Annotated in this window: 27 protein-coding genes and 1 riboswitch; of the genes, 12 read left to right on the top strand and 15 right to left on the bottom strand. The window is 74.8% G+C overall.

All coding sequences use genetic code 11. The features are described 5' to 3' along the window. Positions 1-3: 3 nt before the first annotated feature. From BLQ97_RS17515 to BLQ97_RS17505, 3 genes are read right to left on the bottom strand one after another with little or no spacing between them, the layout of a single operon-like run. Positions 4-294, bottom strand: coding sequence for a DUF4235 domain-containing protein (locus BLQ97_RS17515; RefSeq protein ID WP_245692348.1), 291 nt, complete (start codon positions 292-294; stop codon positions 4-6). Next, a complete protein-coding gene (locus tag BLQ97_RS17510; protein ID WP_091367279.1) occupies positions 291-755 on the bottom strand; it encodes a DUF3618 domain-containing protein in 465 nt (154 codons plus the stop codon). Before BLQ97_RS17510 ends, BLQ97_RS17515 begins: the two co-directional genes overlap by 4 nt. After that, a complete protein-coding gene (locus tag BLQ97_RS17505) occupies positions 752-1,192 on the bottom strand; it encodes a phage holin family protein (protein ID WP_091367278.1) in 441 nt (146 codons plus the stop codon). The genes BLQ97_RS17510 and BLQ97_RS17505 overlap by 4 nt, the downstream gene beginning before the upstream one ends. 121 nt (positions 1,193-1,313) lie before the next feature. Here BLQ97_RS17505 and BLQ97_RS17500 point away from each other — a divergent pair, with 121 nt between their 5' ends. Continuing rightward, positions 1,314-1,526 carry a hypothetical protein gene (locus BLQ97_RS17500; protein ID WP_091367277.1) on the top strand — a complete coding sequence of 71 codons (213 nt, stop codon included), beginning with the start codon at positions 1,314-1,316 and terminating at the stop codon, positions 1,524-1,526. 83 nt (positions 1,527-1,609) lie between these two features. Here the strand turns inward: BLQ97_RS17500 and BLQ97_RS17495 are convergent, their stop codons facing one another. Both BLQ97_RS17495 and BLQ97_RS17490 read right to left on the bottom strand, forming a co-directional pair. Continuing rightward, on the bottom strand, positions 1,610-2,593 hold the full coding sequence (locus BLQ97_RS17495) for an aldo/keto reductase family protein (protein ID WP_091367276.1): 984 nt from the start codon (positions 2,591-2,593) through the stop codon (positions 1,610-1,612). Positions 2,594-2,645: 52 nt separating this feature from the next. Then, on the bottom strand, positions 2,646-3,260 hold the full coding sequence (locus BLQ97_RS17490) for a DUF3043 domain-containing protein (protein ID WP_091367275.1): 615 nt from the start codon (positions 3,258-3,260) through the stop codon (positions 2,646-2,648). A gap of 142 nt (positions 3,261-3,402) precedes the next feature. Between BLQ97_RS17490 and BLQ97_RS17485 the strand changes: the two genes are divergently transcribed. Then, positions 3,403-3,759 (top strand): HesB/IscA family protein, encoded by a 357-nt coding sequence (locus tag BLQ97_RS17485; protein ID WP_091367274.1) that lies wholly within the window; start codon positions 3,403-3,405, stop codon positions 3,757-3,759. A gap of 63 nt (positions 3,760-3,822) precedes the next feature. Here BLQ97_RS17485 and asnB read toward each other — a convergent pair whose 3' ends face one another. Genes asnB through BLQ97_RS17470 form a run of 3 tightly spaced genes read right to left on the bottom strand, consistent with a single transcriptional unit; the run spans position 3,823 to position 6,543 of the window. Further along, positions 3,823-5,757 (bottom strand): asparagine synthase (glutamine-hydrolyzing), encoded by a 1,935-nt coding sequence (gene asnB, locus BLQ97_RS17480; RefSeq protein WP_091367273.1) that lies wholly within the window; start codon positions 5,755-5,757, stop codon positions 3,823-3,825. 56 nt (positions 5,758-5,813) lie between these two features. Beyond that, positions 5,814-6,188: a DUF3817 domain-containing protein gene (locus BLQ97_RS17475; RefSeq protein ID WP_091367272.1), complete on the bottom strand. Its 375-nt coding sequence runs from the start codon at positions 6,186-6,188 to the stop codon at positions 5,814-5,816. After that, positions 6,178-6,543 (bottom strand): metalloprotease, encoded by a 366-nt coding sequence (locus tag BLQ97_RS17470; RefSeq protein WP_091367271.1) that lies wholly within the window; start codon positions 6,541-6,543, stop codon positions 6,178-6,180. Before BLQ97_RS17470 ends, BLQ97_RS17475 begins: the two co-directional genes overlap by 11 nt. Positions 6,544-6,868: 325 nt before the next feature. Between BLQ97_RS17470 and ctaC the strand changes: the two genes are divergently transcribed. Both ctaC and BLQ97_RS17460 read left to right on the top strand, forming a co-directional pair. Continuing rightward, positions 6,869-7,741 (top strand): aa3-type cytochrome oxidase subunit II, encoded by an 873-nt coding sequence (gene ctaC / locus BLQ97_RS17465; protein WP_091367270.1) that lies wholly within the window; start codon positions 6,869-6,871, stop codon positions 7,739-7,741. Positions 7,742-7,792: 51 nt separating this feature from the next. Continuing rightward, the gene (locus BLQ97_RS17460; protein ID WP_091367269.1) at positions 7,793-8,197 is read left to right on the top strand and encodes a cytochrome c oxidase subunit 4; all 405 of its coding nucleotides are present in this window, start codon (positions 7,793-7,795) and stop codon (positions 8,195-8,197) included. Between the two features lie 613 nt (positions 8,198-8,810). Here the strand turns inward: BLQ97_RS17460 and qcrB are convergent. From qcrB to ctaE, 4 genes are read right to left on the bottom strand one after another with little or no spacing between them, the layout of a single operon-like run. Beyond that, positions 8,811-10,511, bottom strand: a complete 1,701-nt coding sequence (qcrB, locus tag BLQ97_RS17455) for a cytochrome bc1 complex cytochrome b subunit (protein WP_091367268.1) — start codon at positions 10,509-10,511, stop codon at positions 8,811-8,813. Continuing rightward, a complete protein-coding gene (gene qcrA, locus BLQ97_RS17450) occupies positions 10,511-11,623 on the bottom strand; it encodes a cytochrome bc1 complex Rieske iron-sulfur subunit (protein ID WP_091367267.1) in 1,113 nt (370 codons plus the stop codon). Before qcrA ends, qcrB begins: the two co-directional genes overlap by 1 nt. After that, positions 11,620-12,498, bottom strand: coding sequence for a cytochrome bc1 complex diheme cytochrome c subunit (qcrC, locus tag BLQ97_RS24285; protein WP_091367266.1), 879 nt, complete (start codon positions 12,496-12,498; stop codon positions 11,620-11,622). The genes qcrA and qcrC overlap by 4 nt, the downstream gene beginning before the upstream one ends. A 7-nt stretch (positions 12,499-12,505) precedes the next feature. Continuing rightward, positions 12,506-13,129 (bottom strand): aa3-type cytochrome oxidase subunit III, encoded by a 624-nt coding sequence (gene ctaE / locus BLQ97_RS17440; protein ID WP_342670513.1) that lies wholly within the window; start codon positions 13,127-13,129, stop codon positions 12,506-12,508. Between the two features lie 134 nt (positions 13,130-13,263). On the opposite strand from ctaE, the gene BLQ97_RS17435 reads away from it, so the two are divergent. Continuing rightward, positions 13,264-13,689, top strand: coding sequence for a hypothetical protein (locus BLQ97_RS17435; protein WP_091367265.1), 426 nt, complete (start codon positions 13,264-13,266; stop codon positions 13,687-13,689). Continuing rightward, positions 13,686-14,744, top strand: a complete 1,059-nt coding sequence (trpD, locus tag BLQ97_RS17430) for an anthranilate phosphoribosyltransferase (RefSeq protein ID WP_091367264.1) — start codon at positions 13,686-13,688, stop codon at positions 14,742-14,744. The genes BLQ97_RS17435 and trpD overlap by 4 nt, the downstream gene beginning before the upstream one ends. Here the strand turns inward: trpD and BLQ97_RS17425 are convergent. Next, positions 14,741-15,028: an Lrp/AsnC family transcriptional regulator gene (locus tag BLQ97_RS17425; RefSeq protein WP_091367263.1), complete on the bottom strand. Its 288-nt coding sequence runs from the start codon at positions 15,026-15,028 to the stop codon at positions 14,741-14,743. The genes trpD and BLQ97_RS17425 overlap by 4 nt on opposite strands. 93 nt (positions 15,029-15,121) lie before the next feature. Continuing rightward, the gene (locus BLQ97_RS17420; protein WP_091367262.1) at positions 15,122-16,960 is read right to left on the bottom strand and encodes a DEDD exonuclease domain-containing protein; all 1,839 of its coding nucleotides are present in this window, start codon (positions 16,958-16,960) and stop codon (positions 15,122-15,124) included. 164 nt (positions 16,961-17,124) lie between these two features. Here BLQ97_RS17420 and BLQ97_RS17415 point away from each other — a divergent pair, with 164 nt between their 5' ends. The 5 genes from BLQ97_RS17415 to BLQ97_RS17395 all read left to right on the top strand — a co-directional run bounded on the left by BLQ97_RS17415 (position 17,125) and on the right by BLQ97_RS17395 (position 23,389). Further along, the gene (locus tag BLQ97_RS17415) at positions 17,125-18,867 is read left to right on the top strand and encodes a M15 family metallopeptidase (RefSeq protein WP_091367261.1); all 1,743 of its coding nucleotides are present in this window, start codon (positions 17,125-17,127) and stop codon (positions 18,865-18,867) included. Positions 18,868-18,977: 110 nt separating this feature from the next. Beyond that, complete coding sequence (locus BLQ97_RS17410) at positions 18,978-19,280, top strand: hypothetical protein (RefSeq protein ID WP_091367260.1); 303 nt, start codon at positions 18,978-18,980, stop codon at positions 19,278-19,280. A gap of 174 nt (positions 19,281-19,454) precedes the next feature. Then, positions 19,455-19,620, top strand: a riboswitch (cyclic di-AMP (ydaO/yuaA leader). A 145-nt stretch (positions 19,621-19,765) separates the two neighbouring features. Continuing rightward, positions 19,766-20,824: a C40 family peptidase gene (locus tag BLQ97_RS17405; RefSeq protein WP_342670512.1), complete on the top strand. Its 1,059-nt coding sequence runs from the start codon at positions 19,766-19,768 to the stop codon at positions 20,822-20,824. A 145-nt stretch (positions 20,825-20,969) separates the two neighbouring features. Then, positions 20,970-22,250, top strand: coding sequence for a M48 family metallopeptidase (locus tag BLQ97_RS17400; RefSeq protein WP_091367259.1), 1,281 nt, complete (start codon positions 20,970-20,972; stop codon positions 22,248-22,250). Next, complete coding sequence (locus tag BLQ97_RS17395; protein WP_091367258.1) at positions 22,247-23,389, top strand: glycosyltransferase family 4 protein; 1,143 nt, start codon at positions 22,247-22,249, stop codon at positions 23,387-23,389. Before BLQ97_RS17400 ends, BLQ97_RS17395 begins: the two co-directional genes overlap by 4 nt. A gap of 9 nt (positions 23,390-23,398) precedes the next feature. Here the strand turns inward: BLQ97_RS17395 and BLQ97_RS17390 are convergent, their stop codons facing one another. Then, the gene (locus BLQ97_RS17390) at positions 23,399-25,192 is read right to left on the bottom strand and encodes an AMP-dependent synthetase/ligase (RefSeq protein WP_091367257.1); all 1,794 of its coding nucleotides are present in this window, start codon (positions 25,190-25,192) and stop codon (positions 23,399-23,401) included. A gap of 154 nt (positions 25,193-25,346) precedes the next feature. Between BLQ97_RS17390 and BLQ97_RS17385 the strand changes: the two genes are divergently transcribed. After that, positions 25,347-25,778, top strand: coding sequence for an SRPBCC family protein (locus BLQ97_RS17385; protein WP_091367256.1), 432 nt, complete (start codon positions 25,347-25,349; stop codon positions 25,776-25,778). The last annotated feature ends 4 nt before the right edge of the window (positions 25,779-25,782 follow it).

The following is a 25,782-nucleotide window of genomic DNA, read 5'->3' as shown; positions in this document are numbered from 1 at the left end:
GCGTCAGTCGCCCGGCCAGCTGCCGGTCAGCTTGGTGAACCCGCGGGCTCCGGCCCGGTCGATGGCGGCCTTGGTCGCGGCGAAGATCGCGCCCTGGATGGCGGCGGCCAGCACCACCTCGCGCATGCGGTACTCGCTCTGCAGGGCGTCGGGGGCGTCGTCCTCCCCGGAGACCCGCTTCCACACCTGCTTGAACACCGCGCCGGAGATGACACCGGCGAGCACACCGCCGATCAGGCCGACCGGCCGGTAGACCAGCATGGCGCCCTTGCTGGCCCGCCTGCTCTCGCTCACGTCCGCACCCTCCTCGCCGTCCTGCGCGTCGTCCGCCCCGTCCGCTTCGCGTTCCTCGCCACCGCCCGGCGTGCGCGGGCGGCCTCGCGGGCCGCCTCCTGACGGGCCCGGCGTGCCTCGGCCCGGGCCTCGGCCAGGGCGGCCCCGCTGGCCACGGCGGCCGCGGCGCGGCGGCGCTTGCGCCGGCGTCGCCAGAGGAGCAGCCCGGCCAGGCCCACCAGCGCGGCCCCGGCGCCCGCGACGACCGGAGGGCTCTCCCGGTAGGTCTCGACGGCGGTGTCACGGGCGCGCGCGGCGCCCTCCTTGGCGCGGGCCGGGACGTCGAGACGGTGGCTGAGCTCGTCGACAGTGCCGGCGAGCTGCTCGCGGGTGGCCTCGATGTCGGCCTTGATCGCGTCGGGGTCGGCGGGACCCCGGGCAGCCGCGTCGTCGGGTCGGGAGCTGCCGGACGGGGTGCTCATCGGCGGGCACTCTCCTTGACGGTCGCGATGTCGGCCTTCGTGCTCGCGATCGCCTCGGTGGGCACCGGCGGCGTCCCCTGCTGAACGTCCTTCTTCCCGATGAGGGCGAGCACCCCGGCGACGGCGAACAGGACGACGGCGACGATCAGGGCAGCCAGCCACGCCGGGAGCACGAGGTCGAGCAGCAGCACGAACGTGGCCACCAGGACGCAGAGGCCGAGGAAGCCGAACAGGCCGGCGCCGCCGAACAGGCCGGCCCCGGTGCCCAGCCGCTTGGCCTTCTGCGTCATCTCGGCCTGGGCCAGCCGGGCCTCGTCCCGGACGAGGCGGGAGACCTGCTCGGTCAGCTGGCTGATCAGTTGGCCGGTCGAGGCCTCCTCCGTCGTCGGTGGTGGCGGGGTCGCGCGCGAGGCGCCGCCCGTGGGGGGCGTGGTCATCGGTCCTCCGGTGCTGGCGGGACGGTCGACCACTGCAGGTTCCCGGCGGGGACCGCGCTAACCCCGGTGCGGGTCACACCACGGACACGGCGCCGGCCGGCCGCTGCCTACGCTCGCGGGCATGACCTGGACGTGGCGGCTCGAGGACCCCGACGGCGCACCCCTGGACCCGGCCGCTCTCGGCGTCGAGGTGCCGGGAGCGGACAACCAGGGCGACGCGGAGTCGTGGCTGGGGGAGAACTGGCGGGACCTGCTCGGCCGCGGAGTGGCCGCGGTGACGCTGCTCGACGGCGACACCCGCGTCTACGGCCCGATGGCCCTCGCCCCGGCCTGAACCTCAGGTCGAGGTCCAGGCCGGCGGCCTGCTGCAGGGGCCCACCGCGAGCGTGCGAGTGGTGGGGGCAGGGAGGTCCTCCCTCAGCCGCGCGCGGTCTTGGCCGGGTCGCGCTCGACGACGTCGCCGAGCACCTCGTCGATGCGGGCGAGCACGTCGGCCTCGAGCCGGACGCCGGCCGCCTTGACGTTGTCGTGCACCTGCTCGGGGCGGGTGGCGCCGATGATCGCCGCGGCCACGTTCTCGTTCTGCAGCACCCACGCCACCGCGAGCTGCGCCATCGACAGGCCGAGGTCGTCGGCGACCGGACGCAGCTCCTGCACCCTGGTGAGCACGTCGTCGGTCATGAACCGCCGGATGAACCGCCCGGCCTCGGGGTCGGTGGCCCGGCTACCCGCGGGCGGCTGCTCGCCGGCGCGGTACTTGCCGGTGAGCACGCCCTGCGCCAGCGGCGACCAGACGATCTGCGAGACGCCCTCGCGCTGCGACGTCGGGACGACCTCGTCCTCGATGACCCGCCACAGCATCGAGTACTGCGGCTGGTTGCTGATGAGCTGGATGCCGAGGTCGCGGGCGAGCGCCGCGCCGGCGGCGATCTCCTCGGCGCGCCACTCCGACACCCCGACGTAGAGCACCTTGCCCGCCCGCACCAGGTCGGCGAAGGCGGTCATCGTCTCCTCCAGCGGCACCGTCTCGTCGTAGCGGTGCGCCTGGTAGAGGTCGATGTGATCGGTCTGCAGCCGCCGCAGCGACGCCTCGCAGCTCTCGGTGACGTGCTTGCGGCCCAGGCCGCGGTCGTTGGGTCCCGGGCCGGTGGGCCAGTAGACCTTGGTGAAGACCTCGAGGCCCTCCCGCCGCCGGCCGGCCAGGGCGCGGCCGAGCACGGACTCGGCGCGGGTGCCGGCGTAGACGTCGGCGGTGTCGAAGGTCGTGATCCCGGCGTCGAGGGCGGCGTGCACGCAGGCCTGCGCGGCGTCCTCCTCGACCTGGCCCCCGTGGGTGAGCCAGTTGCCGTAGGCGATCTCGGAGATGGTCAGGCCGGAACGGCCGAGGCGTCGGTACTCCACGTGCCCCGACGCTAGTGCGGCCCCGGGGGATCGGCCTCCCTGGGACCGCGGCTCAGACGTCCGCGCCGATGGGCACCTCGGCCCGCGGGAACCGCCACCGCCGGATCATCGTGGCGCGGCTGATCCCGTACCAGACCAGGCCGCGCATGCGGTGCGGCTGGCCCGGGAAGCGCTCGAGCACCTTCTTCTTGATCCGCCGGCCGAGGAACACCGAGTCGACGACGATGGCGAGGAAGAAGAAGAACCAGACGAAGACGGTGTAGCTCTGCACCGCCGGGTTGGGGATGAAGTACCCGACCAGCACCAGCGCGGCCACGCCGAGGAAGAAGCTGCCGGCGTTGCGCCGGGAGTCGACGACGTCGCGCACCAGCCGGCGCACCGGGCCGCGGTCGCGGGCGGGCAGGAACTGCTCGTCGCCGCGCGCCATCCCGGCGCGGGTCTGCGCCCGCCGGGACGCCTGCTGCTCGCGCGTGCGCCGGTAGGCCTCCTTGCGCGTGGTGGGCGGCGGCGGCGGGGGGCCGGGACGGCGGCCCTGGGCCTCCACGCGCTTGGGCGTGGGCCGGCCCTTGCCGCTGGCCTTCACCAGCTGCGGGGTCAGGTCGGCGGCGTCGTCCGGGACGGGCGTGGCGGCGGCACGGTCCCGGCGCCCGGGCAGGCGGAGCTTCACGGCCGCAGTCTACGTGCGTCCCCGCGGGGGACTGGCTCTGTGCGGTCCGCGCCGTACAGTGGGAAGAGGCCCCGCCACGGCGGTGTTGACCCGCGGCAGGGAGTGCCGCAACGGACGCCCTCGGATGTGGGAGGACAACGACATGACGGTGCAGGACACCGAGACCCCCGGCAGCACCGGCGTGCTGCTGAGCGAGCCGGCCGCCTCGAAGGTCAAGGCGCTGCTGGACCAGGAGGGCCGCGACGACCTGCGTCTGCGCATCGCCGTGCAGCCGGGTGGCTGCTCCGGCCTGCGCTACCAGCTCTTCTTCGACGAGCGGTTCCTCGACGGCGACCAGACCTACGAGTTCGGTGGCGTCGAGGTCATCGTCGACCGGATGAGCGGCCCGTACCTGGGCGGTGCGGTGATCGACTTCGTCGACACCATCGAGAAGCAGGGCTTCACGATCGACAACCCCAACGCGCAGGGTTCCTGCGCCTGCGGCGACTCGTTCCACTAAGCACGCAGCGCGCACGCACGACGGCGCCCGTCCCCTCCGGGGGGCGGGCGCCGTTCGCGTCCGTCAGAGCTTGACGGGGTAGTGGGTCTCCGGGACGTCGACGGCGATCCGCTCCTCGACGAAGATCCCGTGCCACACCATGAAGACCAGCACCGACCACAGCTGACGGGCGACCCGCTTGCTCGGCACCTCCTCGGCGCGCAGCCGGTCGAGCAGGCCGAGGACGACGTCGCGGTCGAGCCACTGCTGCGTCTGGCTGCTCGTGACGACGTCGCGGGCCCAGTCGTGCAGCGGGCCGGCGAGGAAGTCCGCCGTCGGCACCGGGAAGCCCAGCTTGCGGCGGTTCATGATCCGCGGCGGGACGATCTGGCGCATCGCCTGGCGCAGCGCGTACTTGGTCGCGTCACCGCGCCGCGGCACCCGCTGCTCGACCGGCAGGGAGCTCGCGACGGCGAACACCTCGGGGTCGAGGAAGGGCACCCGCAGCTCCAGCGAGTTGGCCATCGTCATCTTGTCGGCCTTGACGAGGATGTCGCCGCGCAGCCAGGTGAACAGGTCGACGTACTGCATCGCCGTCACGTCGTCGTAGCCGGCCTCGCGGGTGCGCCGGTAGAGGTCCTCGGTCACGGCGACGTGCGAGAGGTCGGGGTCGCGCCCGGGCAGCAGCGCGGCCAGCTCGTCGTCGCGCATGTTGCGGGCGTTGCCGTAGTAGCGCTGCTCGAGCGGGGTCGCCGCGCGGCGCAGCAGGTCCTGGCCACGGACGCCCTCGGGCAGCAGGCCGGCGATCCGGGCCATCGCGCGGCGGCCCGCGGGCGGCAGACCCGAGGCCCAGGCGAGGCTGATCGGCTCGCGGTAGATGGTGTAGCCGCCGAACAGCTCGTCGGCGCCCTCGCCGGAGAGCACCACCTTGACGTGCTTGCGCGCCTCGCGGGCCACGAAGTACAGCGGCACGAGCGCGGGGTCGGCGACCGGGTCGTCGAGGTACCAGACCACCTCGGGGATGGCCGCCGCGAACTCCTCGGCGGTCACCTCCACCGGCACGTGCCGCACGCTGAGGATCGACGCCGACTCCGCGGCGATCTCGATCTCCGACTGCGCCTGCCGCTGGAACCCGACCGTGAAGGTCATCAGGTCGGGGTTGTAGCGGTGCGCCAGCGCGGCGATGGCGGTCGAGTCGATGCCGCTGGAGAGGAACGACCCGACGGTGACGTCGGCGCGCATGTGCTTGGCCACCGACTCGTCGAGGACGGCGGCGATGCGGTCGTAGAGGTCCTGCTCCCCGCCGGCGGGCACCGGCTGCGGCCGCCACGCCGGGTGGAAGTAGCGCGCGGTGGCGAGCTCGCCGTCGACGACGGTGAAGCTGGTGCCGCTCTCGATCCGGCGGATGCCCCGGTGCAGCGTCGCGGGCTCGGGCACGTACTGCAGCGTCAGGTAGTGCTGCAGCGACGCCGGGTCCACGCCACCGGCGGCCGCGCTGCCGCCGAGCAGCTGCAGCAGCGCCTTCTTCTCCGAGCTGAACACCAGCCCGCCGTCGGCCAGGCGCGCGGTGAACAGCGGCTTGATGCCGAACGGGTCGCGGGCGCCGAACGCGGTGCGGGTGTGGGTGTCCCAGATGACGAAGGCGAACATGCCGCGCAGCCGGCGGACGACGTCCTGGCCCCACAGGTGGTAGCCGGCGACGATCGTCTCGGTGTCGCCGTGCGTGCTCAGCTGCGCGCCGGCGGCCGCGAGCTCCTCGCGCAGCTCGACGTAGTTGTAGATCTCGCCGTTGAACAGGATGCGGTAGCGGTCGGCGGCGTAGGGGAGGGGCTGAGGGCTGCCCTCGACGTCGATGATCGACAGCCGGTTGAACCCGAGGACGACGTTGGGGTCCGACCAGACGGCGGTGTCGTCGGGGCCGCGGTGGTGCAGGCAGTGCAGCGCCTCGCGGACGCCGTCGACACGGTCGTCGTCGACCCGGGGGGCGTCGGTGGACAGGTAGGCCAGCAGGCCGCACATGAGGCGCAGGTCTCCGGGGGTCTCGGCTCGAGCCCGGCCGTGGGCCGGGACGCAGGTCAGACGCGCTCGCCGGCGCGGGTCTTGCGGGTGGCGATCCGCTCGGCGACGAAGGACAGGAGCGGAACGGTCCCCGCCAGCAGGATGAGCACCGTGCCGCGCAGCGTCCAGCGGGCGCGCAGGGCGAGGTCGCAGGCCGTCACGAAGAAGACGGCGTACAGCCAGCCGTGCAGGGTGCCGATGACCGCCACCGGCTCGTCGACGTGGCCGAGGTACTTGACCGGCACCGCCACGAGCACCAGGGCGACGAGCAGCACACCGACGACCCAGGCCATGACCCGGTAGCGGGTCAGCGCAGCCGGGACGCCCTGCCCGACCCGGCGGGCGAGGGCGTGCGGCAGCCGGGCGCGCTCGGCGGTGCGCTCAGCGGCCACCGGGACCCCGCTGGCCGAGCGCCCGCTCGTTGAGCTCGGCGAGGTAGGCGTTGTAGGCGGCCAGCTCGGGGTCGCCCGTGGTGTCGATCCGCGGGCGCTGGTAGAGGACGACGGCGTTGCCCGGCTCGTCCTCGTCGGGGTCGCGGCGGAGCTCCTCGCGCACCATGCGGACGTAGAACCACAGGCCCATGAAGCCGTAGAGCGGCCACTGCAGCGCGTAGCTCCAGTTCACCGCGCCGCCGCCGTCCTCGGCCTTGCCCAGCTGCCAGGCGCCGAGGAAGAACGTGGCGACGAACAGCGCGGCGACCAGCAGGTGCAGCAGCACCCAGCGGAAGGTCAGCAGCCGCGTCCACACGCCCCCGACTCTAACCGCCGGGGGGACCGCGGGGGCGCCGCGGTGAGGGGGCTCACCGCGCTCCCGCGGCGCCCTCCGGCGGCCGGTGCCGGGCCCGACGCGCGGCCGTGCCGGCCGGGCCTGCCCGGCGCCGTCAGGACGGTGAACGCGCCGGTGGAGGGTCGACCCGCCGTGATCGGGTCTCCGGTCGCCGCCCGTCCTGCGAGGTCGGTTAGTCTCGGCCCAGACTGAGGTCGGCGCACGGACCGCCGTGGGGTCCCCGCGGCCGGTCGCGCCGGAGAACCACCCGGGTCACCCGGGTGGAGGAACGAGGAGGCAGCGAGCAGTGGCTCGACGCAGCAGGCTCGCGCGGGTCGCCGCGCTCGGTCTCCTGGGGGCGCTCACCCTCACCGGGTGCGACCTCAACAACGAGTTCTGGCGCTTCGGATTCCCCGAGGGCATCACCGAGGAGTCCGAGAGCGTCCGCGAGCTGTGGACCGGCTCGGTCATCGCCGCCCTGGTCGTCGGGTTCTTCGTGTGGGGCCTGATCGTCTGGTCGGTCCTCTTCCACCGGAAGAAGGGCGACGAGCTCCCGCGGCAGACGGCCTACAACCTGCCGCTCGAGATCGCCTACACGATCTTCCCGTTCCTGGTCATCGCGGGCCTGTTCTTCTTCACGGTCGTCGTGCAGAACCAGGTCCAGGAGCGCAGTGACGACCCCGACACGACGATCGCGGTCAACGCCTTCAAGTGGAACTGGCAGTTCGTCTACCCCGAGACCACGGGTGAGGACGGCGAGCCGGTGAACACCGTGGGCGCCACCGACGAGATCCCGATCCTCGTCATGCCGGTCGACCAGGACGTCCGCTTCGAGGTCGCCTCCGCCGACGTCATCCACTCGTTCTGGGTGCCGGAGTTCCTCTTCAAGCTCGACGTCATCCCGGGCAACGAGAACGGCCGGGACAACGTCTTCGAGGTCCACGCGAACCAGGAGGGCGCCTACGTCGGCCGGTGCGCCGAGCTGTGCGGGAGCTACCACGCGTACATGAACTTCGAGGTCCGCGTGGTCAGCGGTGAGGACTACGACGCCTACCTGGCCGCCCGCGAGGCCGGTCAGACCACCTACGAGGCGCTGGAGAGCATCGGCCAGGACGGCGAGGCGACGACGACCCGTCCCTTCCGCGTGGGCGACGGGTACTACCAGCGGGCCGCGGACTGAGCCCGCCGCCCTCGTGACCACCACCGCCACCAACGCGCAGGGAGGACGACCGTGAAGGTCGAGGCGCTGATTCTCAACTTGATCGCGGTCTTCTGCGTCGTCGCCGCGGCCGTCTACGGCATCTGGTCCCGGGAGCCGATCGGCACCACGGCCCTCATCCTGTCCGCGGGGCTGTCCGGGCTCATCGGCGGGTTCTTCTGGTTCGTCTCCCGCCGCATCGACCCCCGCCCCGAGGACCGCAAGGACGCCGAGATCGCCGAGGGCGCCGGCGAGCTGGGCTTCTTCAGCCCGGCCAGCTACTGGCCCTTCGGGCTGGCCCTCTCCGCCGCCGTCACCGGGCTGGGCCTGGCGTTCTGGTACGCCTGGCTGATCCTGATCGGCGTGGTCGCGCTGCTGATCGCCACCGGCGGGCTGCTGTTCGAGTACTACGTGGGGCAGAACGCGCAGTCCAGCTGACGCCGACCGCCTGACCGAGGGCCCTCTCCCGCACCGCGGGGGAGGGCCCTCGGCCGTTCCGGCACCAGGCGGGTGTGGCGACCGGCCGTGGACGTCGTCCGCCCGTGGACGTCGTCCGCCCAGGGGCCTGCACGGCCGGCCTGCCGCACCCACTCCACGCCGCACCGACGCCGCTCCGCCGATGCCGCGAGTGCGATCCGGGGACGCCGGCCTCGGTGGGGGAGTCGGGCGGCTGAGCGCGTCCGACCGGGTCCTCGACCCGTCGATCGTCCCGGTCCAGGCTCCTCCGGCACGGAGGAGCTCCCGGCGCGGCAGGCACACGACACCACCGTCGTCGGCCCTCTGCGCTGTGGGACGGTCATGGTGGGCCACTGGGAGGTGGGTGCTTCCTCCGAGCCGTCCGCGCCTGCAGCAGAACGGGCGCGGCCCCTCCGGTGGGCCCGTCCGCGGTGGTCGGTGCGGTCCGGGTCGAGCAGCACCCCGCAGCGGCGGAGCGCGGCAGGGCCCGTCACTCCTGCACGAGGTGCCACCCCGGAACGCAGCAGGGCCCCGGTGGGAGTCCCACCGGGGCCCTGCTGGCCGCCCCCTGACGGGGGCGTCGATCACTCGCGGGTCAGTCGCGCGGCTCCTGCGGACGACCACCCTCGGACGGCCGCCCACCCTCGGAGGGGCGACCACCCTCGGCCGGGCGGCCGCTGGTGGTGAGCTCGCGCTGCGGCTCGGCCGGGGCCAGGCCGCGGTCCTCGCCGCGCTGCTCGAGCTCGACCGCGGCCGGCTCCTCGATCGGGGAGAAGAACCCGCGGATGGCCCGGCGGGCACCGCCCACCTGGTTCATCTTCTTGGGCACCGGAGCGCCGCCGTAGGCCAGCTGGCCGTGGCCGTGCTCGTCCACCGGGCCGAGCGGCTGGTGGACCTCGATGAACTCACCGTGCGGCAGCCGGCGGATGACACCGGTCTCGATGCCGTGCTCGAGCACCTCGCGGTCGTGCTGCTGCAGACCCAGGCAGATGCGGTAGGTCAGCACGTACACGATCGGCGGGATGATCAGCAGCCCGATGCGGCCGATCCAGGTCATCGCGTTGAGGCTGATGTCGAACTTGTCCGCGATGACGTCGTTGGCGCCCGAGAGCAGCAGCACGATGTAGAACGAGATCGCCATCGTGCCCAGCGAGGTCCGCACGGGGACGTCGCGCGGGCGCTGCAGCAGGTGGTGCGAGGCGGTGTCGCCGGTGAGCTTCCGCTCCAGCATCGGGTAGGCCAGCAGGAGCGTGAAGATGATGCCCGGCAGGACGACCGTCGGCCAGAACAGCGCCGGGATGTTGTAGTTGCCCGGCAGGTAGATGTCCCACGCCGGGAAGAGGCGCGTCGACCCGTCCAGGAACATGACGTACCAGTCGGGCTGGGACGCCGAGGACACCTGGGCCGGGTTGTACGGACCCCACAGCCACAGCGGGTTGATCTGCACCAGGCCACCCAGGGCGGCGCAGACGCCGAAGACCACGAGCAGCAGGCCGGTCGCCTTCCCGGCGAAGGTCGGGAAGAGCCGGTTGCCGACCACGTTGTGCTCGGTGCGGCCGGGGCCGGGGAACTGGGTGTGCTTCTGCTTGACCAGGATCAGCAGGTGGACCGCGATCAGGCCCAGGATGATCGCCGGGATGATCAGCACGTGGGCGATGTAGAGCCGCCCGACGATCAGCTCGCCGACGTAGTCACCGCCGAAGACCGCCCAGTGCGCCCAGGTGCCGATGACCGGGATCGACAGGATGATCGCCGACATGATCCGCAGGCCGGTGCCCGAGAGCAGGTCGTCGGGCATCGAGTAGCCGGCGAAGCCCTCGAAGATGCCGAGGATCAGCAGCGCGACACCGATGAGCCAGTTGGTCTCGCGCGGCCGGCGGAACGCGCCGGTGAAGAAGATCCGCAGCATGTGGCAGACGATCGACGCCATGAACAGCAGCGCCGCCCAGTGGTGCATCTGCCGGATGAGCAGACCACCGCGGACGTCGAAGGAGATGTCCAGCGTCGAGGCGTAGGCGATCGACATGTCGATGCCCCGCAGCGGCGCGTACGAGCCGTCGTAGGCGACCTCGGTCATCGAGGCCTGGAAGAAGAACGTCAGGTACGTGCCGGTCAGCAGCAGGATGATGAAGGAGTAGAGCGCGATCTCGCCGAGCAGGAACGACCAGTGGTCGGGGAAGACCTTGTTGAGCGTCCTGCGCAGCGGGCCGGCGACGATGAGCCGGTCGTCGACCTCGAGCGCGGCCTTGCCCAGGAGCGTCTTGGGCGCACCCGGGGCAGTGGCGGTACGGGCCATCAGATGCGCTCCCGGTTCCAGTAGGTGGGACCCACGGCTTCAATGTAGTCGCTGCGCGCGACGAAGAAGCCCTCGTCGTCGACCGCGAGGGGCAGCTGGGGGAGCGAGCGGGTGGCCGGGCCGAAGACCGGCTTGGCGCCCTGCGTCACGTCGAACTGCGACTGGTGGCAGGGGCAGAGGATCCGGCTGGTCTCCTGCTCGTACAGCGACACCGGGCAGCCGGCGTGCGTGCAGATCTTGGAGTAGGCGACGTAGTCGCCGTAGCCGAAGTCCTCCTGGCCGCTGCGCGGGGTGGCCTGCTCCAGCTGCGAGGGGCGCAGCCGGATGAGCATGGTGGCCGCGTCGGAGAGCCGGTTGCCCTCGGGGACCGCCGGGAAGACCGTCTCCAGCGAGCCGGGCTCCTGGTCGCCGGGGCGGATCGGCGTGCCGTCGTCGCGGACCAGCCGGACACCCTCGGCCCACTCGGTGGTGCCCAGCGGGTCACCCTCGTTGGGGTCCTTGATCAGGCCGCCGAGCGGGGCCACCAGCATCAGGCCCAGCCCGCCGCCCATGAAGGCCAGGCTGCGGGTGATGAGCTTGCGCCGCTTCAGGCCGCTGTTGTGCAGGCCGCCGACGAGGGTCGCCCCGGTGGTCACCCGGTCGAAGTGCGACCCGTCGTGCTTGTCCTGGACGGCGGTCTCGTGCGGCAGCAGCTTCTTGGTGTAGAGCACCAGGCCCACGCCGAAGAAGGTGAAGGCCAGCGCCATGAGCAGGCCGAGCAGCGGGGTGTACAGCACGCTGAAGGTGTTGCTGCCCAGCTCCCACTGCCAGTCGGGCAGGAACCACCCGGCGCCGGCGTAGACCACCACGAACGCGAAGGCCGACAGCCCGGCGAGGCCGAACATGAGGCCGACCTGGCGGACGGCGCGCTTCTCCAGCGCCGAGCCGGGCTCGGGACCCGGCTCGACGTGCAGCACCTCCACCCCGTCGTAGCGGGCGCCGAGGCGGTCGAGCTCCTCCCGGGGGAGGGTGGCCAGCTGCTCGGGGGTGTAGTCGTCGTCCGGGCCGCCGTGCAGCGGGCCGGGGGTGTCCGCGCCGCCGGTCGAGCCGGGGCGGGTGTCGTGCGTCGTCACGCCTTGCTCCCCATCCAGAAGATCCCGAACAGCAGGGCCGCGATGCCGACGACCCAGATGACCAGGCCCTCGCTCACCGGGCCGATGCGGCCGATGCCCGCGCCACCCGGGTCGGGCATGTCGGTGATCGTCTGGATGTAGTTGATGATCGAGCGCTTCTCCTCGGGGGTCAGCTGGTTGTCCCCGAAGATCGGCATGTTCTCCGGCCCGCTGAGCATGGCCGCGTAGATCTCGAGGTCGTTGGCGTCCTCGAGGCTGGGGGCGTACTTGCCCGACGAGAGGGCGCCGCCCTCGCCGACGAAGTTGTGGCACTGCGCGCAGTTGAGCCGGAACAGCTCACCGCCGGCGGCCAGGTCGCCGTCGCGCAGGTCGCCGGAGGGCAGCACGGGGCCGCCGCCGTTGGCCTGCACGTAGGCCATCAGCTGGTCGATCTCCTCGTCGGAGAAGATGGCCGGCTTGTCGGGGGCCTGGGCCTCCTGGCGGACCAGCGGCATGCGGCCGGTGTGCACCTGGAAGTAGACGGCCGCCTCGCCGACGCCGATCAGCGACGGGCCCCGGTTGGGCACGCCCTCGAGGTTCTCGCCGTGGCAGCTGATGCAGCTGCGCTCGTAGAGCTCGCGGCCGGCGGCCTCGGCGCTGGACTCGCTGCCCTCGTCGGCGGCCTGGGCCCCCGGGGCGAGGGTGGAGTAGAGGGCGCCGGTCAGGACCAGGCCGGTCATCAGGGCGGCGACGTTGGCCAGCCGGCGACGCTGCTTGGAGCGGCGGCGGGCCCGGGCGGCGGCCGCCGGGGAGCCCTCGGCCGGCCGCCGCGACCAGCGGGACCGGCGCGGCCCCTCGTCGGGCTGGGTGTCGGACTGGGGGTTCGTGGTGGACACCGGTTCCCTAGCGGATCAGGTAGATCGTGGCGAAGAGCCCGACCCACACGACGTCGACGAAGTGCCAGTAGTAGGAGACCACGATGGCCGAGGTCGCCTGTGCCGGCGTGAACCGGCCCATGGTGGACCGGATGAGCACGTACACGAAGGCCACGAGGCCACCGATGACGTGCAACGCGTGGAAGCCGGTCGTCAGGTAGAAGACCGAGCCGTACGTGGAGCTCGAGATGGTGGTCGCGTGCTCGGTGACCAGCACCCGGTACTCGTTCGCCTGGGCGAGGACGAACACCAGGCCCATGACGAAGGTGATCACGAACCACCGGCGCAGGCCGTAGACGTTGCCGCTCTCCGCCGCGAAGACGCCGATCTGGCAGGTGACCGAGGAGGCCACCAGGATCAGCGTGAACACCAGCGCGTAGGGCAGGTTGAGCTCGGTCGGCTCCGGCGGCCAGCCCTCGGTGGCCCGGGCGCGCGCGGTGAAGTACATGGCGAACAGACCGGCGAAGAACATCAGCTCGCTGGAGAGCCAGATGATCGTGCCGACGCTGACCATGTTCGGTCGGGTCAGGGAGTGCACCCGCGAGGTGTCGAAGGTGCTGCTCGCCACGGGGGCCGTTGTCACGACGCCCATCATGGCACCGGCCGGCGACACGCACCGAGCGCGGGTGGCACGGCGTGCCTGCTCCGTGACCGGGTCGAGACCGTCCCCCGTCCGGGTGCCGTCCGCACCGGGCGGGGCGGGGCCGGGGCACTAGGCTCCGGCACGTGAGCGACGCGCCCGCCACCGTCCTGGTCTACAGCTCCCGGCCCGAGGTCCGCGAGGCCGTCCGCACCGCCGTCGGCCGCCGTCCGGCACCCGACGTCGGCCCGCTCACCTGGCTGGAGTGCGCCACCGGGCAGGACGTCGTCGACACCGTCGACGGCGGCGGCGTGGACCTCTGCATCCTCGACGGCGAGGCGCAGCCCACCGGGGGCCTGGCGCTGTCCCGCCAGATGGTCGTGGAGGTCGCCGACCGCCCGGCGATCTGCGTGCTCATCGCCCGGCAGCCCGACCGCTGGCTGGCGCACTGGTCGCAGGCCGACGGCACGCTGGCCCTGCCGGTCGACCCGCTGGCCGCCCCACAGGTCGTGGCCGGGCTGCTGCGCGAGCGGGCCGGGCGCGGCCCGTCCCGCCGATCCGTCTCCCGGTGAGCGCGCGCACCTCCGCCGGGCCGTCGTGGCCCGGCCTGCTGACGCGCCTGCTGGCCGGTGAGGACCTCGCCGCCGACGACACCGCCTGGGCGATGCGCGAGATCATGACCGGCGAGGCGACGCCGGCGCAGGTGGCCGGCTTCGCCGTGGCGCTCCGGGCCAAGGGCGAGGCGCCGGCGGAGGTCGCCGGGCTGGCCGCCACGATGCTGGAGCGCGCCACGCCGGTGCAGCTGCCCGGGGCGACCGTCGACGTCGTCGGCACCGGCGGCGACGGTGCGCACACGGTGAACATCTCCACGATGGCGGCCGTGGTCACCGCGGCGGCCGGCGTCCCGGTGGCCAAGCACGGCAACCGGGCGGCGTCGTCGTCGTCCGGGGCCGCCGACGTGCTGGAGGCGCTGGGCGTGGTCATCGACCTCCCGGCGCCGGCCGTGGCCCGCTGCGTGCAGGAGGCCGGCATCGGCTTCTTCTTCGCCCCGGTCTTCCACCCCGGCTACCGGCACACCGCCGCCCCGCGCCGGGAGATGGGCATCGGCACGGTGTTCAACTTCCTCGGCCCGCTGACCAACCCGGCCCGCCCGGTCGCCGCCGCCATCGGCTGCGCCGACGCGCGCATGGCGCCGGTGCTCGCCGCGGTGGTCGCCGGCCGGGGGAGCCGCGCGCTGGTGTTCCGCGGGGACGACGGCCTCGACGAGCTCACCACGGCGACGACGTCGCGGGTGTGGGTGGCGCGCGACGGCGCGGTGACCCCGGGCGTCGTCGACCCGGCCGACCTCGGCATCGCCCCGGCCGGCGCGGACGCCCTGCGCGGCGGGGACCCGGCGCACAACGCCGAGGTGTTCCGGCGGGTGCTCGGCGGCGAGGCGGGGCCGGTGCGCGACGCCGTGCTGCTCAACGCCGCGGCGGCCCTGGTCGCCTTCGACGAGCGCGGCGGGGAGCTCACCGGCGCGCTGGCGGGCGGCATCGAGCGCGCCGCCGCCGCGGTGGACGACGGTCGGGCGGGCGCGCTGCTCGACCGCTGGGTGGCGGTCAGCCGCGCGGCCGCCGGGCGCTAGTCGGCGTTGTCGAAGCCGAGGGAGAAGGCCGCCTCGAGGTCGTGCCGCGAGTAGGCGCGGAAGGCGATGTGGGTGTCGGTCTCGAGGACGCCGGGCACCTTGTTGATCCGGCCGGCGATCACCTCGGCGACCTGCTCGAACTCCCGGACCCGCACGATCGCGACGAGGTCGGTGTCCCCTGCGACGGAGTAGACCTCGCTGACGCCGTCCAGGTCGGCGACGGCCTGGGCCACCTCGCCGATGGCGTCGGTGGCGGCGTCGATCATCACGATGGCGGTGATCACGCCGGGGATGGTAGAAGGACCCCGCTGCCCCCCACCACTCGCTCCGCTCGCGGCGTGTCCCTGCAGCGGGGCCGTAGGAGGCGTTCTCGCAGGTCAGCTGCCTGCGGTCAGTCTTTCGGGGCGGGTGCGGGTGCCCAGCTGCCGGTCGTCGGCGAAGGGGTCGCGCAGCGCCCGGCCGGCCTCCACCCGCGCGAGGAACCCGCTGAGCCCGCCCGTGCCCGGTGCCGCGCACGCCAGCGTGCCGTGCACCTCGACCAGCCGGGAGCCCGGCTTCTCCATCCACCGCAGCACCAGCTCGGTCTCGTCCACCGACGCGGCCAGCTCGCCGTCGGGTCCCGTGGGCGTCTCCGCGGTGGCGCGCAGGCCGGCCAGCGTGTCGCGCACCGACACCCCGCGGGCGGCGCAGCCGGCGGCCACCAGCCGGCCGCGGCGCACCACCGACAGCGCCCAGCCGCCCTCGCCGTCGGGCCGGGCCAGCACGAGCTCCGGGACGGCGGCCAGCGACTCCAGCCGCTGCCTCCGGCGGACGGCGCGGACGAGGACGGCGACCCGGTCGCGCAGCACCGCGGCGTCCTCGAAGCGCTCCTCGGCGGCCAGCCGGTCGACGCGGTCGAGCAGGGGGGCGACCAGGTCGCGCGGGTCGCCGGCGACCGCGGCGCGCAGCACGGCGGCGATCGCGGCGTACTCCTCGACCGACTGCGCCCCGGTGCACGGCGCGCCGCACCGGCCCATCCCGAACAGCGCGCAGGCGCTCGTGTGCACGCGCGGGGACAGCCGCGCGGTGCACTGCCGCAGCGGCAGCGCCTCGTGGACGGCGGCCATCGCCATGTCCGCGGCCCGCCGGTCGGCGAACGGGCCGAGGAACAGCCCCGCCCCCGGCCGCACCCGCCGCACCGCCGACAGCCGGGGGAAGGCCTCCTCGGTCAGCCGCAGCCACAGCGCCCGCTCGGGGAAGCGCGAGCGGCGGTTGTAGCGCGGCTTGTGCTCGGCGATCAGCCGCAGCTCCCGGACGGCGGCCTCCAGGTCGTGCGCGCACGGCAGCGCCTCGACCCGCTGGGCGAGGGCCACCATCTCGGTCATCCGGCTGCGCTGCTCGCTGGAGGAGAAGTAGCTGCGCACGCGGGTGCGCAGGTCGGTGGACGTGCCGACGTAGAGCGGCTCGTCGCGCGGCCCGCGGAAGACGTAGACCCCCGGGCCGGAGGGCACGTGCTCGGCCAGGTGCCGCTTGCGGCGGCGCTCGGGGTCGACCTGGCGGGTGAGGGAGGTCAGCTCCTCGAGCGAGGTGACGCCGAGCGGCCCGAGCCGCTCGAACAGGCCGTGCAGGACGTCGACGGTCGCCCGGGCGTCGTCCAGTGCCCGGTGGCACGGCGAGGTGGCGGCGGAGAAGAACGGGGCCAGCGTGGCCAGCTTGCAGTTGGGCACCTCGTCGCGGGAGAGCAGGCGGCGGGCGAGGACGGCGGTGTCGACCGAGGCGGCGGGGGGCCAGGCGGTGCCGGTCTGCTCGCACGCGGCCCTGAGGAAGCCGAGGTCGAAGGGCGCGTTGTGCGCCACGAGCACCGCGCCGCGGGCGAACTCGAGGAATGCGGGCAGCACCGCGGCGATGCGGGGCGCGGTGGCCACCATGGCGGTGGTGATGCCGGTCAGCACGCTGATGTAGGGCGGCACCTCGCAGCCGGGGTCCACCAGCGTCTGGAACTCCCCGAGCACCTCGCCGGCGCGCACCTTGACCGCGCCGATCTCGGTGATCGCGCTGTCCTTGGGCGAGCCCCCGGTGGTCTCCAGGTCGACGACGACGAAGGTGACCGCCGCCAGCGGCGTCCCCAGCTCGTCGATCGTGGTCTGCGCGGGGGAAGAGCCGGGGTGGGCGGCGGCCCGCTCGTGACGGGACAGCCGGGGCCCGGTGCCGCCGGGACGGGCGCTGGGGAAGTGCACGGCGGGACGGTAGGCCGGGGGTCGGACAGTCCCGCGGGCACCCGTCGGGGCACCGGCGCTCGCCCGGGCGGGGGAGGCAGGCCGCACCTGGTGGCGCGGGTGGCGGACGCTGGGGCACGATCCGGCCACGGGCCAGGGTGGCCGGCAGGTCGGGAGGGGGACCGATGCGCGCGCGGTCGCCGCGGGGGACCCGGTCGCGGTCGGCGGCGCTGGGCCTCGCCACCGCGGTCGCCGTCGTGCTGACCGTGGTCCTCGCCGCACCCGCCGCGGCCGCGCCCAGCGACCAGCCGGGGGGCACCAGCGGGGTGCTCGACAGCGAGGCCCTCGACCGGTTGCAGCAGCGGGCCGCCGAGGTGCAGGCCGACCTGCAGCAGCGCCAGGCCGAGGTCGCCGCCGCCCGGGACGCGCTGGCCGCCGCCCGGGCCGACGTCGAGACGGCGCGCGCCGCGGTCGCCGACGCCGAGGCCGCGCTGGCGCGGGACCAGGACGTGCTGGCCGACTACGCCGCGGCGGTCTACCGCGACGGCGGGGCGCTCACGCCGCTGACCGTGCTCCTGGCCGGTGGCGACCCCGGGGACGCCGCCGCCGCGCTCGCCTACCTCGAGGCGGTCGACGCGCACACCGCCGACGTCGTCGACGGCGCCGTGCAGCAGCGCGCGGCGGCCGTGGCCGGGCAGGAGGCCGCCGACGCCGCCCTCGCCGAGGCGCAGGGGCGGGCCGACCGGCTGGCCGGGGAGGCCGCCGACCTCGAGGCCGCCGCTGCCGCGGTCACCGGGGAGCTCGACGCGGCGCTCGGCGAGGTCGACCGGCAGCTCGCGCAGCTGCAGCGCGCGCAGGGCGACGTCAACGCGCAGACGGCGGCGAACTGGCGGGCCCACCTCGACCGGCTCGCCGCGGCCGGCGTGCAGGCCCCGCCGGCCTCGGCGCTGCGGGACCCCGCGGCCGGCCTGCCGGCCGGGCTGGCGCCCGTCGCGGCCGCCGGTGGGGGAGCGCAGGCCGGCGCCGCCCAGCTGCCCCGGCAGCCGACGTCACTGCTGGTGCTGCCCGCCGAGACCCTCGCCGCGGTCTCCGCCGCCATGGACACCCTCGGCCGGCCCTACGCCCCCGGGACGGCGGGGCCGGACTCCTGGGACTGCGGGTCGCTGGTGTCCTCCGTCTACGGCGCCGCCGGCATCGACCTGCCCGCCGACCAGGCCGGGCTCTTCGCCGTCAGCACGCCGGTCGACCCCGCCGACGTGCTGCCCGGCGACCTGGTGTTCCTGGGCACCCCCGAGTCGGGCCTGGGCCACGTCGGCATCGCCCTCGACCGGGAGACCATGCTGGCCGCCGACGGGCGGGCCGGCGCGGTCGTCGTCCGGCGGGTGCCCACCGACGAGGTGCTGCTCGTGGGCCGGCCGAGCCTGGGCCCGCGGCCCGCGGTGCCGGCACCGGGTCCCACCGGCGGCGCGCTGCGCGTCGAGTGCGGCAACCCGGTCCACCCGCCGAGCTTCGACGGCGCCCGCTCCTGGGGCGGCTACCCCAACGGCCTCATCCCGCCCAGCGCGCTGTGCCCGATCGGCGTGGCCGGTCACGCGCTGCGCTGCGACGCGGCCGCGGCCTGGCGGGCGATGAGCGCGGCCTACGCCGAGGCCTTCGGTCAGCCGCTGTGCATCACCGACTCCTACCGGACCTACGCCGGGCAGGTCCGCCTCTACGGCGAGAAGCCGGCCCTGGCGGCGGTGCCGGGTACCAGCAACCACGGCTGGGGGCTCGCGGTGGACCTGTGCGGGGGCGTCGAGGCGTTCGGCACGCCGCAGTACGCGTGGATGGTGGCCAACGCCGGCCGCTTCGGCTGGCTGCACCCGACCTGGGCCGACGCGGGCAACGGCCGCGAGGAGCCCTGGCACTGGGAGTACGCGGGCCGCTGAGCAGGGACTGTCGGTGGCCGTCCCTAGCGTGCGCAGCGACCGACAGGGAGACCGTCCCGACCGCGGCCCGGCACCGGGCGGCGCGGCCGGGCCACCGGAGGGACACGGCCATGCTGATCGACTGCGACTCGTGCACCGCGCGCGGCACCGGCTGCGCCGACTGCGTCGTCACCGCCCTGCTGGGGGCGCCGCCGGGGGAGCGGGGCACCGAGCCCGTGCTGCTGCCGGTGCCGCCGGTCCCGGCGGCGCGGGCGCCGGGGCGCGACGACGCCCCCCGCCCGGGTGTGGTGGTGGAGTTCGACGACGTCGAACGGCGCGCGGTCCGGGCCCTGGCCGAGGGGGGCCTGGTGCCTCCGCTGCGTCACCGGCCGGCGGGGTCGGCGCGACCGGCCGGGAGGCGCCGGACGGGCTGAGGCCGAGGTCGGAGCCCCGTGGGCACGCTCCGGCGTGGCGCGGCGACCGAGCGTGTGCTTCCCCACAGTCACCGCGACCCCCGTTTGTCACAACTGCACCACGTCCGTACTGTGGCCCGCGTTCGGCCGGGTGGTCGTCACCCGATGCGAGGTGGCCTCGGCCGGACACCGCCGAGTCGCCGGACGCCGCCCCCGGGCGCGCGCGAGGTGAACCGGGGACCCACCGCAGCACTGGGGTGAGTTCTCGTGTGCGCCGGACCCGCTCCGGCGCACGGAGATAGGGCACGTCTTCCCAGCCCGAACCCGTCAGCTAACTCGGTAGGCGGTTGCTGAGGAAGAACGGAGAGCCGCCGACCGTGGCGACCCCCCGCCCTGCCCTGGGGCACGCACGCGCACAGTCCACCGCCGGCCGCAGCACCCGCACCGCCAGTGCCGCCGGCCCGCACACCCCCTCGCTGGTCCGCCGCCTCGGCCGGGTCGTGCTCGTGGGGACCACTGCCAGCCTGACGCTGGCCCTCCTCCCCGGCACCGCCACCGCCGATCCCGAGCAGGCGGACACGGCCGCGCAGGCCGCCCGGCTCGCCGCCGAGGCCGGGCACCGGCTCGAGGTGGTCAGCGAGCAGGTCAACGAGGCCCGCGAGGTGCTCGGCCAGCAGCAGGCCGCCGTCGAGGAGGCCGACCGCGCCGCCGCCGACGCCCAGTCGCAGCTCGACGCCCTCGACGGCCGGCTGCGCGAGGTCGCTCGCAGCGCGTACACCGCCGGCGACTCGATGGCCGAGCTCGACCTGCTGATGACCAGCGACTCCGCCGAGGACTTCGTCAGCTCGCTGGCCACCCTCGACCAGATCGCCGGGCACACCACCGACGTGCTGGCCGAGGTCGGCGAGGCCGCCGCGGACGCCCGGCAGGCGCAGGCCGACGCCGACGAGGCCGAGGCCGCCGCGCAGCGGACCCTCGACGACCTCTCCGCCCAGGAGGACCGCCTCCAGGACGACATCGCCGACTACCAGGAGCAGGTCGCCGCGCTGACCGCCGCCGAGCAGGAGGCGGCCGCTGCCGCCCAGCGGGCGCTGGCCGCGCAGCAGGCCGGCTCCGTCGGGCAGAGCGCGCCGGTCGCCGCCGGGCCGGCCCCGGTCGCCTCGGCCCCCGCCCCGGCGGCCGCCGCTCCGGCTCCGGCCCCGGCCGGCGGCAGCGGCGCGGCGCAGACCGCGGTGCAGACGGCGCTGGCGCAGGTCGGCGACGCCTACGTGTGGGGAGCCGGCGGGCCCGACGCCTTCGACTGCTCGGGCCTGACCCAGTACGCCTACGCGGCGGCCGGGATCAGCCTCCCGCACTCCAGCCGCATGCAGTCGCAGACGGGCACCGCGGTCAGCCGCTCGGAGCTGCAGCCCGGCGACCTGATCTTCTACTTCAGCCCGGTCAGCCACGTGTCGATGTACATCGGCAACGGCCAGATGGTGCACGCCTCCACCTCCAGCGAGCCGGTGAAGGTCGTGTCGGTCGACTCGATGGGCGGCATCACCGCCATGCGCCGCATCGCCTAGCAGCGCCGCGGCGACCGGCCGGACGGTCGGACACCCGGGCCGGGGACCCCACGCGGGGTCCCCGGCCCGCGCCGTCCCCGGAGCCGTCCGGCCGTCCCCGGAGCCGTCCCGGGACGGGGGCGGGGCGGCACCTAGGATCGGCCGGGTGGACGGCTCGCGCCGGGCCGGCGCTCGGGCCGCCCTCCTCGCGGCGGCCGTGCTCGGTGCGGCGTTCGTCGTGGTGGTCGCCGTCCGCACGCCGTGGACGCTGCTGCCCACGCCGCCCGGCGGGGCCACGCCGGCGAGCACCGACGCCGGTCTGCCCGCCGCCGTCGTCGTGCGCGCCGAGGCGCTGGCCGCCGCGATCCGTCCCGCCTCGGTGGTCGGCCTGCTGCTCGGGCTGGCCAGCTCCGCGCTGCTGGGCCTGAGCCGCCTGGGCAGCCGGCTGGTGACCGCGGCCGGCCGGCCGGTGGGCGGGCGCTGGGGCTGGCAGGTGCTGCTGGGCACGGTCGCGCTCGTGGTCGTGGGCCGGCTGGTGACGCTGCCGGTGGCCGCCTACGGCGAGGTGGTCCGGCACCGCTACGGGCTGTCCACCCGCTCCTGGCCGCTGTGGCTGCGCGACGTCGGCGTCTCCACCGCCATCGACGCCGGCCTGACCGCGGTCGTCGTGCTGGTGCTCGTGGCGCTGGCCCGGCGCGCGCCGCGCACCTGGTGGGCGTGGGCGTCGGCGGGGGCGGCCGGGCTGGTGGTGGCCGGCTCCTTCCTCTACCCGGTGGTCATCGAGCCGGCGTTCAACAGCTTCCAGCCGCTGCCGGCCGGCCAGCTGCGCACCGACCTGCTGGAGCTCGCCGAGGAGAGCGGCTCCCCGGTGCAGGACGTCCTCGTCGCCGACGCGTCCCGGCGGACGACGTCGCTCAACGCCTACGTGTCCGGCTTCGGCTCCACCCGCCGCGTGGTCCTCTACGACACGCTGCTGGCCGACGTGCCCGACGACGAGATCGAGTCGATCGTGGCGCACGAGCTGGGCCACGTGGCCACCGACGACGTCCTCACCGGGACGCTGCTGGGGGCGCTGGGCGCCGCCGCCGCCGTCTGCCTGCTCGGCTGGCTGCTGACCCGGGCGCCCCTGCTGCGCCGCGCCGGCGCGGACGCACCCGGGGACCCCCGCGTGGTGCCGCTGGTGCTGCTCCTGGTCCTCCTCGGCTCGCTGGTGGCCACGCCCGTGCAGAACCTGGTGTCGCGGCACGTCGAGGCCCGCGCCGACCTGTACGCGCTCGACCTCACCGGCAACGCGGCGGCCTTCATCGAGATGCAGCGCCGCCTGGCCGAGACCAACGTCTCCGACCCCAGCCCGCCGGCGCCGTGGCAGTGGTGGTTCGGGTCGCACCCGACGACGGCGCAGCGGATCGCGCTGGCCGAGGACTGGCTGCGGCTGGGCGAGCGGTGACCCCGGCGCAGCGCACCCTGGTCGTCACCAACGACTTCCCGCCACGGCAGGGCGGCATCCAGACCTTCGTGGCCGCGCTGCTGGAGCGGCGGCCGCCGGAGTCGCTGGTGGTGCTGGCCTCCCGGTCGCCGGGCTGGGAGGCGCACGACGCCCGGCTGCCCTACCGGGTGGTCCGCCGGCCGACAGGCGTGCTGCTGCCCACGCCCGGCACCGCCCGCGCAGCCGCCGCGCTGGCCGGCGAGCACGGCTGCGACACCGCCTTCTTCGGCGCCGCCGCCCCGCTGGGACTGCTCGCGCCGGCGCTGCGGGCCGCCGGCGTCCGGCACCTGGTCGGCGCCACCCACGGCCACGAGACCGGCTGGGTGGCGCTGCCCGGTGCCCGCGGGCTGCTGCGCCGCATCGCCGGCGGCCTCGACGTCCTCACCTACATCAGCGAGTACACCCGCAGCCGGCTGGCGCCGGCGCTGGTCGGGCGCACGCGGCTCGCGCAGCTCTCACCCGGGGTCGACGTCGACCGCTTCACCCCGGCCGCCGACGGGGCGCAGGTGCGCCGCCGCCACGGGCTGGGGGAGGGGCCGGTGGTGGTCTGCGTGTCCCGGCTGGTGCCCCGCAAGGGACAGGACGTGCTCGTCGCCGCCTGGCCCCGGGTGCTCGCCCGGCACCCCGGCGCGCAGCTGCTGCTCGTCGGCGGCGGGCCGCTGGAGGCCGACCTGCGCCGGGCGGTCGCCGCGCGGGGCCTGGAGCGCTCGGTCGTCCTCGCCGGCCCGGTGCCGCCGGCGCGGCTGCCCGAGCACTACGCGGCCGGTGACGTCTTCGCCATGCCCTGCCGCACCCGCCGCGGCGGCCTCGACGTGGAGGGCCTGGGCATGGTGTACCTCGAGGCCGCGGCGTGCGGCCTGCCGGTGGTCGCGGGGACCTCCGGCGGCGCACCGGAGGCCGTCCGCGACGGCGAGACCGGCACCGTCGTCGGCGATCCCCGCGACCCGGCGGCGGTGGCCGACGCGGTCACCGCCCTGCTCGACGACCCGGCGCGGGCCCGGGCCCTGGGCGCGGCCGGCCGCGCGTGGGTGGAGCAGCGCTGGTCGTGGACGACGATCGCGGCCACCTTCGCCGACCTGCTCACACCCCCGGCCCGGTGAGGCCGCGCCTCAGCGGGCGTAGAGCTCCTCGACCTCGGTGTCGAACTCCTTCATCACCACGGCCCGCTTGAGCTTGAGGCTCGGGGTGAGCATGCCGTTGTCCTCGGTGAAGTCGGTGCCCAGCACCCGGTACCTCTTGATCGCCTCGGCCTGCGACACCGCCTTGTTGGCCTCGGCGACGGCGGCGTCGAGCTCGGCCCGGACGTCGGGGTCGTCGACGAGCTGCTCGACCGGGGTGTCGGGGGCCCGCCCCTTCGACTGCAGCCACAGCGGCAGCGCCTCGGCGTCGAGGGTGACCAGCGCGGCGATGAAGGGGCGCTGGTCGCCGACGACGATGCACTGGCTGACCAGCCGGTGCGCGCGCAGCCGGTCCTCGAGGACCGCGGGGGCGACGTTCTTGCCGCCGGCGGTCACCAGGATCTCCTTCTTGCGCCCGGTGATCCGGAGGAACCCGTCGGTGTCGATCTCGCCGATGTCGCCGGTGGCGAACCAGCCGTCGGCGTCGATCGCCTCCGCGGTGGCCTGCGGGTTGTTCCAGTAACCGCGCATGACCACGCCGCCGCGGACGAGGATCTCGCCGTCGTCGGCGATGCGGAAGCCGACGCCGGGCAGCGGCCGGCCGACGGTGCCGACGCGGACGGCCTCGTCGTGGTTGACCGCCGCGGCCGCCGTCGTCTCGGTGAGGCCGTAGCCCTCGTAGACGGTCACGCCGATGCCGCGGAAGAAGTGGCCGAGGCGCTCGCCGAGCGGGGCGCCGCCGGAGATGGCGCCCTTGCAGCGGCCGCCGAGCGCGGCGCGCAGCTTGCCGTAGACCAGCCGGTCGAACAGCGCGTGCTGCACCCGCAGCGCCAGGCCGGGGCCGCCGTGGTCCTGGGCGCGCGACCAGTCGACGGCGACCTGCGCGGCCCGGTCGAAGATCCTCCCCTTGCCGTCGGCGTCCGCCTTGGCCTTCGCGGAGTTGTAGACCTTCTCGAACACGCGGGGGACGGCGAGCACGAACGTCGGCCGGAAGGCGCCGAGGTCCTCGACCAGGTTCTTCACGTCGGGGGTGTGGCCGGTGACGGTGCGCGTCTTGACCGCGCCCACCTGCAGGACGCGCGCCAGCACGTGCGCCAGCGGGATGAACAGCAGCAGCGAGTCCTCGTCGCCGAGGAGCCGGTGCAGCAGCGTGATCCCGTTGTCGATCTCGAACAGGAAGTTGCCGTGGGTGAGCTCGCAGCCCTTGGGCCGGCCGGTGGTGCCGCTGGTGTAGATCAGCGTGGCGAGGCTGTCGGCGTGCAGCGTCGCCCGGCGGGCCTCCAGCTCGCTGTCGGGCACGCCCGCGCCCGCGGCGGTGAGCGCGCCGACGGCGTCGTCCTCGATGACGTACAGCGGCCCGAGGTCGGGGGCCTGCTCGCGCACCGAGTCGACGGCGACCGCGTGCTCGGGCCGCTCGACGACGGCGGCGACCGCGCCGGAGTCGGCGAGGATCCAGGCCACCTGGTCGGCGCTGGAGGTCTCGTAGACCGGCACGGTGACCGCGCCGGCCGTCCAGATGGCGAAGTCGAGCAGCGGCCACTCGTACCGGGTCTTGGCCTGCAGGGCGACGCGGTCGCCGGGGCCGACACCGGCGGCGATGAGCCCCTTGGCGACGCCGGCGACCTGGTCGCCGAACTCGCGCCAGGTGACGTCCTCCCACCGGCCGCCGCGCTGCACCCGCAGGCCGACCTCGCCGCCGTGCCGGGCGACGTTGTCGGCCAGCAGGTCGGTGAGGGCGGCGTCGGGGGCCACCTGGCTCCTCGCCGGGACGCTGTACTCGCGCACGCTCGGTCCTTCCTGCCCGCCAGGCCGGGGCGCCGGTGCCCGCGGTCCCCCCACGGGACACGTCGGCGCGAATCTACCGGGTGCCCCTACCGGTGAGTAGGCGCACGTCGGCCGCCCGGCGGGCGGGCGGGTGCCGAGCGGCTAGCCTCGTCGCATGGCCGAGCAGTCCACCCAGTCGATCGTCGTCTCGGCGCCGGCGTCCGAGGTGATGGCGGTGATCGCCGACTTCGACGCGTACCCGCAGTGGGTGGGCGCGGCCAGGACCGTCGAGGTGCTCGAGAGCGGTGACGACGGCCGCGCCCGCCGGGTGCGCTTCGTCATCGACGCCACCGTGCTCACCGACGACTACGTCCTCGACTACACCTGGGACGGCGACCGGCAGGTCTCCTGGACGCTCGTGCGCAGCAAGATCATGAAGCGGCAGGACGGCTCCTACACGCTCGCCGAGGTCGGCGGGGGCACCGAGGTGACCTACCGGCTCACCGTGGACATGGCGGTGCCGATGATCGGGATGCTCAAGCGCCGGGCGGAGAAGGTCATCCTCGACACCGCGCTCAAGGAGCTCAAGAAGCGCGTCGAGGGCTGACCGG

Origin of the sequence: Geodermatophilus telluris (genome assembly GCF_900102745.1) — a bacterium.
Taxonomy (GTDB): Bacteria; Actinomycetota; Actinomycetes; order Mycobacteriales; family Geodermatophilaceae; genus Geodermatophilus; species Geodermatophilus telluris.
The sequence above is the reverse complement of the archived record's forward strand: the minus strand, read 5'-3'. Positions and strand labels throughout refer to the sequence as shown.